The organism is Halorubrum distributum JCM 10118 (genome assembly GCF_000337335.1).
Classification (GTDB): Archaea; Halobacteriota; Halobacteria; order Halobacteriales; family Haloferacaceae; genus Halorubrum; species Halorubrum distributum.
This window is the reverse complement of record NZ_AOJN01000046.1, coordinates 1-6,422: the sequence shown is the minus strand read 5'-3', so window position 1 is coordinate 6,422 and position 6,422 is coordinate 1. Positions and strand designations below refer to the sequence as shown.

Genomic DNA, 6,422 nt, shown 5'->3' with positions numbered 1-6,422 from the left:
AGCGCTGATCAGCCACTACCGACGACTCATTGTAACAGAATAGGTGACTCAGGTCAGGTTCGCTGACGATGCTTTGTGAGGTACTGAGAATAGAGACATATTCTTCTAATCGTCTCTCGATCGTAGTACGATTTCGTGTGATTAGTGGTAGACGGAGTGGGCTTCAACAGGGGTTCGACTGTCCGTGTGTCGATAAGCGCCTTGGCCTCTAACTCAACAGTATTTCTTTGAGAAAATTAATACAGCCGCTTAGTGATGTACACGAGGTGTTCTAAAAGGACCTGCGGCTCAAACTGCCTTCAGCAGATAATTCCCTGAGGGGAGACTGCCTTGGTGAGAGACTGGAACGAACTTTTCCGTATTCTGTCGGTGGTCGGCAACATGTATATCGAACCCAGATTTGTCCAACAACTGAACCAAATCCCACGGCTCGTCTCCAAACTCCTCCATACGGCCAGTATGTATCTCTACGTAAATTTTTATGTTCTCGTGTAGATTCTCCTCAAGTCCGCGTAATACTTCGCCCTCGGCACCTTCGACGTCTATTTTTATGATATCTGGGTGTGGGTTCTCCGATAGGTACTCGTCCAACGAAAGATCGCTCTTTCCGTCGGATACAAAGGCGTTAGTAAGATTATCTGTCTCAGTATGATTCTGCTGGAGGACCCAGAACGCTAGTTTGTCGCCTTCGAACGCATGTATCTGTGATTCTGGTATCCCTAGTTCCCTTAGTAACAGCGTATGATACCCAAAGCGAGCGCCAACGTCATAGAAGACCGTGTCTGCTTTCAGATTCTTATTAAGTTCTTGAGCCAATAGAGGTTCGTGTTCTTCTCCCTTAGGTCCTGCTTTTATCAGGAACGGGTGGCCCTTTGGAACCAGCATCTCAAACGAGGTAACAGGTGTATGAAACTGCTCTCGTGTAAGTTCGGTAGTAGAGATCTGATACCGTCGATACAGGGATTCGACTATCGTCCCAGACAGACGGGTGCGAACTGTCTTTGGGATAAACGGGTGGATCATACAAAAACACGAGAGCCACCAAGGCATTATATTTACCCTTTTAAAGTGGTTTTATTGGCATAAACTTCGGAGCTGTGTCCGTAGTTAGAACCTCTTCTCGAACTGACTTCACAAGGTAACTGAAGTTGCTAAATCGGATAGTGTTTACACGGTATCCGGTAAACAATGTATGTGGTTTTCATGACATATTCTACACGAGTTCAACTAAGGACGAGCGATTCAACTAGCGTCATCTGCCAGATCACGATGATAGAGACGCTCCGTCCAGCGCGCGTGACAGCTTCGGTCCTTGCGTTCATCCCAGCTAGTAGTCTTATTATATTATCGTGTATATTTAACCAAAATATACTCACAGTTGAGTTCCAGAAGACGGACTGACGGAGAGATGAGCTTGTACCTCACGGTTCGGTCTGAACATCGACGATGTACTTCATAAGATTGATTCGATAAGTTGATAACTGTAGGATGAACCAAAATATACACTATGAACGTAGCTGTCATCGTTATTGATGCGCTGAGAGCTTCTGATGTCGGCTATATGGGACGATCCGAGGAAATTACTCCAAACATCGACTCTCTCGCCGAACGATCGCTTGTATTTGAGAAGTGCTTCTCAATGTCGAACTATACGGATGCGTGTATGTCCAGTATCTTTTCCGGGAAAGCGCCGCGAGAGCACGGCGTCACTCACCACGGTACCGCGTACACCAAAGATAATCTGAGCCGCATAAATGAGCGGAACACCGATTTTCTCCCCGAAATCCTCTCTGAGAGTGAATACGAGACGCTTGGTGTCGATTGGATGGGTCGTTGGCATAGTTGGGGATACGATACGTATGGCGTCGACAAACAGGACGCAGAGGGTGACGAAGAGGCGATTGGAGAGGTGCTACAGCAAAAATTGAAGAGGAAGGTTAAGGAACTTCCGGATCCTCTACTACGACCTCTCCTCTCTCAGTACTACAATCGGTTCGGTCGGAGAGATCTTAGAGTTGACTGTGAGGAGCTAACCGACATCGCTATTCGGCGGTTGGACTCGGTACAAGAACCATTTTTCCTGATGTGTCACTACTGGGATGTCCATCCTCCTTACATTCCACCTGAAGAACACGAGGCGATGTTCGATCACGAGGATGGCGATCACCTTTCAAGGTATTTCGGTCCAGACGCAAAAGGACCACTTTCCGCCGAGTATCAGATGTATGCACGGAAAGAACACGAAACGATGGGGGATGCGAAGGAGGCGTACGACGGGGCCGTTCGATGGGTCGATCAACAGGTCGGCCGACTGATCGGCTATCTTGAAAGAAATGAGTTGATGGAAGATACCATGATCGTGCTTACTGCTGACCACGGTCACAATTTCGGAGAACACGGTATCTTTTCGGATAACTCTGGACTCTACGACACGTCGATCCACGTTCCGCTCGTCGTCCATCATCCAGACAAACCCGCGGAGCGGGTGAGCGGTATCGTCCAGCATATCGACATCGTTCCAACTATATTGGACTATGCAGGGCTCGAAATCCCTGATGACTTACGGGGTAACGTGCTCCCTGCTGTCCACGAGTTCGCCTTCGCTGAGACGATCGAACAGACGATGGCCATGATTCGCACGAAAGACTGGAAACTAATTCAAACAAGAAAGAAGGAGCAGCTGAAGTCGGAGTACTGGTACCAGGACGACGGCGAATTCACACTCTATGATCTGAACGAGGATCCGGGTGAACAGAGAGACGTAGCTGACCAGAACCTTTCCACCGTTCGCCATCTTCGGAAACAGCTAGAACGCGAGTTAAAACGACAAACAAACACGGTCCAAGCCGAATCCTCAAAGTCGGCCGAAATTGACGAGGATGAACTTGACGGAATTCAGGAACGGCTAGAAGCCTTGGGATATGCTGAGAGAGACAACACGTGAGCGGCGGGATGTTGAACGTATGATACAGTCATGAAAGAAGTTGCACTTATCGCAGGTCCATACCTGTCGCCTGATAGTATCAAACCGTGGGAGCATCTACATAACAATAGTGAGATTAACGTTACCGCCTTCGAGAGCAAGCCACCAAAATTCGATACATCAACCCTTTCTGTCCCCGTCGAAAAGTTACACTGGATCGACGGAAAAGCAGATTTGTTCGGTCACGAGTACTTTTTTGCGAAAGCTCTGAGGAAACTCCGCTTCCCGTCTAATATCTTGACTGGTATGCGGAAATTGAGAGAGTACGACGTCATCCACATTCTGGAGAATTACCACGTGTTCTCGTTACAGGCCGCTCTTGTCGCGCGAAGATCGAACACGCATCTATTCATGTCCGCCGGAGAAAACATCCCCTATCCGCTGTACCAGCGAAATCCCCTACAGTGGTGGACGAAAAAGTTCGTAAACGACTCCGTCGATGCAGTGAATACAACGACCCCGAAGGCGAAGCGGGCGCTGATCCACGAGGGAGTGGATCATGAGAAAATATCGGTGATCCCAAATGCCGTCGATACTTCGAAATTTGAACCGATCTCTGACCCCAATATTTCCGACCTGAGTCTGCCGGATGATATCGGGGATTCGTTGAATATACTGTTCGTTCACGGTCTCAAAGAACAGAAAGGTGTTCCGTATCTCTTGGACGCCTTCGAACAAATCCGGACGGACTTTGACGCGCGCCTCATCCTCCTCGGTGAAGACAGACTGTCCGACGAGCGGACCGAGATAATACATGATTCTGATGATATTATCTGGCGAGAACGTATTCCCTACTCAGAAATGTCCAAGGTATACAATATTTCTGACGTGTCAATCCTTCCGAGCGTGACGATGGTGAACAATCAGGAACAGTTCGGAGTAGCCGTCCTCGAAGCGATGGCCTGTGGCTTGCCGACGGTCGTCACCGATGTCGGCGGCCTCCCTTACGTCGTGGAGGCAGGAGAGACATCTCGGGTAATTCAGGAACGATCAGTCGATCAGATCGTCTCCGCTCTCGAGGAGTTACTTGAATCCTCTCGACTCCGAAGTAGACTGGGGAAGAACGGACGAGAGCGGGTAGTCTCTGAATTCTGTAAAGAAGTTGTTGCAGACCAGCTCTTCGAATATTACAAGAACGGCCTAAGGTGAACGGATGAACTGCGGTGAGAACCGCCCGATGGTAGGGTCTTTCCAGGCTTTTCGCCCGAAAGGGTGCTAGTAGCTCAGTACTCTCCGGCTGATTACACGGGTTCTCTGGGAGGTCTGATATCGACACACGAGGTGTCTTATATAGAATTGTTCACAAACCTAGATTTTTCTTAAATTTATTGGCGACCCGGGAGAGTTGCCAGTCTAATTGTGCTACAGTGGCTGGGGCACCTATCCGCGGGAGGAGAGCAGCATCCGAAGAGATGTTGGTCGACCGATCCGCTATAAGTCCACATCGATGTGTCTCTTCGACGACCGCGCGTGACTCCTCGTTATAACTCCCGTAAGGATACGCGAATCGTTCGATCGTTAGATCGAACTCCTCCTCTAATACGTGTTTGCCCCTGACGATTTGTTCCTTGATTTCCGTTTCGGAGAGGTCGTCCAGGTTGGGATGTGAAAGCGTATGGTTTCCAATGGTAACGAGGTTGTGTTCTGCTAACTCTCTGACCTGGTTTGCACTCATTATTACGCCGTTCTCTCCCTCAGGAACTCCCAGCCGCGAGTACAATATCTCTGAACGATCATCAATGAATGCTCCGTTCACGAACACCGTCGCCGGTACGTCGTGCTCTTCAAGGAGAGGGACGACAGTGTCGTAGAAGTCTCTGTAGCCATCGTCAAATGTCAGCACTACCCCCCGCTTGGTATCGAACAGCTCGTCGAGGTCGACGATCTCGTAGTGGTTTTTCAGGAATTGGATTTGCCTTTCAAATTGCCTGACCGATGTTTCACTCCACGGTTTCTCACCGATCGAATGGTATAGGAGGATGACTCGGTCGACCGGTGAGAAATCGATACATCGTCTAGATTCGTGGTAGAGATGACCGACAGATCGCCAAATAGTCCGACTAAGTGACATCATGGATTTATGTGACTCATGGCGAGTCTATGGCTAAATGTGGCATCGATATAGTCCCTTCGGTGGAGAACGCTTCTATCGGCTATTGACTGGGACTGTAACTAATGACGGCCACACCACCAAGGAAGCAGTATCCACCGATACACCTCCAAAACCCCTAAGGGACAGTCAACCTAGATTCAGTACCTCACAAAGCATCGTCAGCTAACCTGACCTGAGCCACCTATTCTGTTATAATGAGCCGTCGGTAGCGGTTGATCAACGCCGCTCGAAGCCGGAGCTGTCGCTGTCGGCGGCGCTCAGCCGCCGACGCGACAGCGTAGCCACTCACAAAGTGGCGTACTCGGTCGGTGACTACCGGTGGAATCGGTCGTCTGGTGGCCGATTCGCGGGGACGGCCCGACGCACCGCGAGGGCCGTCCACGCGGCCCGTCGAACCATATTCACGAACTCTTTGTACGGCCACCACCAGAGGCGACGCCCGCCACGGCGGGGCGTCGCCACATATTCGTAGTGGAGATACGCCAAACGTTCTGTAACAGCAGACTCACCACGACGTACAGCAGTCTCACCGTCGCATCTCGTGTCGTTGTTGTCGCTATCGCTTGCTCGGACAAGCGATAGCTCGACTCGATACCGAAGCGTTTCGCGTAGTGGTATCGAGCGTCGCGTGGTGTCTCGATGAACGGCGCGTCAGCGGCGTAGCCGTGACGCGCCACACCATGTTTGTCGTACTTCCCGTTTAGGTACGTACAATCGATGTAGACGGGAAACTCGACGGTCCAGCTGTGACCGTCGAGTTTCCCTGTCAAATCATGCTGAATGACACGACTCCACCCTTCCAAGAGCTCTTGCTGAATCGTCTTCCCCCACCGGATGATCGGGATCACGTACGCGTAGTTATGCGCTTGAAGCAGCGTGAGGCACTTGCTGTCGTAGAATCCGCGATCAAGACAGACGGCCTTGACCTCGGTGTCAAGGCCGTCGAGGACACCGAAGAACTCAGCGAGGACGCTGCTGGCGGTGTCGCCGTCTTCGAGACGGCGCACCGCCAGCGTGTAGGGTTTGTTCTTTACACGCGCGTAGAGTGTGGCGTAGGCGTGGAACGCGGTGGTTCCACGCTTGGCTTCCGAGTGATAGAGGTTCTCCGTGTCGTCTTCATCACCATAGTAGGGCCGCAGGTGGAGGTCTGCGCAGACCTCCACCTGCTCAGGAAGCAGTTCGACGATATCTTGTCGAAGGAGCGTGTTAGCGACTCGTTCGAGCCGTTCCGGCTCGAACTTCGTCCGGAGATGGTAGAGGATCGTGTTGGCAGCGGGGCCGTTCTGACTCGACGCACAGAGCGTCGAGATCGAGGTCCCGTCGGCG

The 6,422-nt window shown here is 51.0% G+C and carries 4 protein-coding genes and 1 pseudogene; 2 read left to right on the top strand and 3 right to left on the bottom strand.

Annotation, left to right across the window (positions count from 1 at the left end; genetic code table 11):
* Positions 1–288 precede the first annotated feature (288 nt).
* A complete protein-coding gene (locus C466_RS16005; RefSeq protein ID WP_239641203.1) occupies positions 289–885 on the bottom strand; it encodes an FkbM family methyltransferase in 597 nt (198 codons plus the stop codon).
* Between the two features lie 622 nt (positions 886–1,507).
* On the opposite strand from C466_RS16005, the gene C466_RS16000 reads away from it, so the two are divergent.
* Together C466_RS16000 and C466_RS07320 are read left to right on the top strand one after the other, a co-directional pair.
* Entirely contained in the window at positions 1,508–2,944 is a 1,437-nt protein-coding gene (locus tag C466_RS16000; protein ID WP_080505991.1) for a sulfatase family protein, read from the top strand.
* 30 nt (positions 2,945–2,974) lie between these two features.
* Positions 2,975–4,132, top strand: coding sequence for a glycosyltransferase family 4 protein (locus tag C466_RS07320; protein WP_239641202.1), 1,158 nt, complete (start codon positions 2,975–2,977; stop codon positions 4,130–4,132).
* Positions 4,133–4,283: 151 nt separating this feature from the next.
* Here the strand turns inward: C466_RS07320 and C466_RS15995 are convergent, their stop codons facing one another.
* Together C466_RS15995 and C466_RS07315 are read right to left on the bottom strand one after the other, a co-directional pair.
* The gene (locus tag C466_RS15995; protein ID WP_004598857.1) at positions 4,284–5,054 is read right to left on the bottom strand and encodes a polysaccharide deacetylase family protein; all 771 of its coding nucleotides are present in this window, start codon (positions 5,052–5,054) and stop codon (positions 4,284–4,286) included.
* Between the two features lie 354 nt (positions 5,055–5,408).
* A pseudogene (locus tag C466_RS07315) lies at positions 5,409–6,422 on the bottom strand (ISH3 family transposase); the annotation flags it as partial.

Excerpts from the sequence above, each read along its gene's own strand:
- C466_RS16005 (WP_239641203.1), bottom strand. The coding sequence starts at position 885 with ATGCTGGTTCCAAAGGGCCACCCGTTCCTGATAAAAGCAGGACCTAAG.
- C466_RS16000 (WP_080505991.1), top strand. The coding sequence starts at position 1,508 with ATGAACGTAGCTGTCATCGTTATTGATGCGCTGAGAGCTTCTGATGTC.
- C466_RS07320 (WP_239641202.1), top strand. The coding sequence starts at position 2,975 with ATGAAAGAAGTTGCACTTATCGCAGGTCCATACCTGTCGCCTGATAGT.
- C466_RS15995 (WP_004598857.1), bottom strand. The coding sequence starts at position 5,054 with ATGTCACTTAGTCGGACTATTTGGCGATCTGTCGGTCATCTCTACCAC.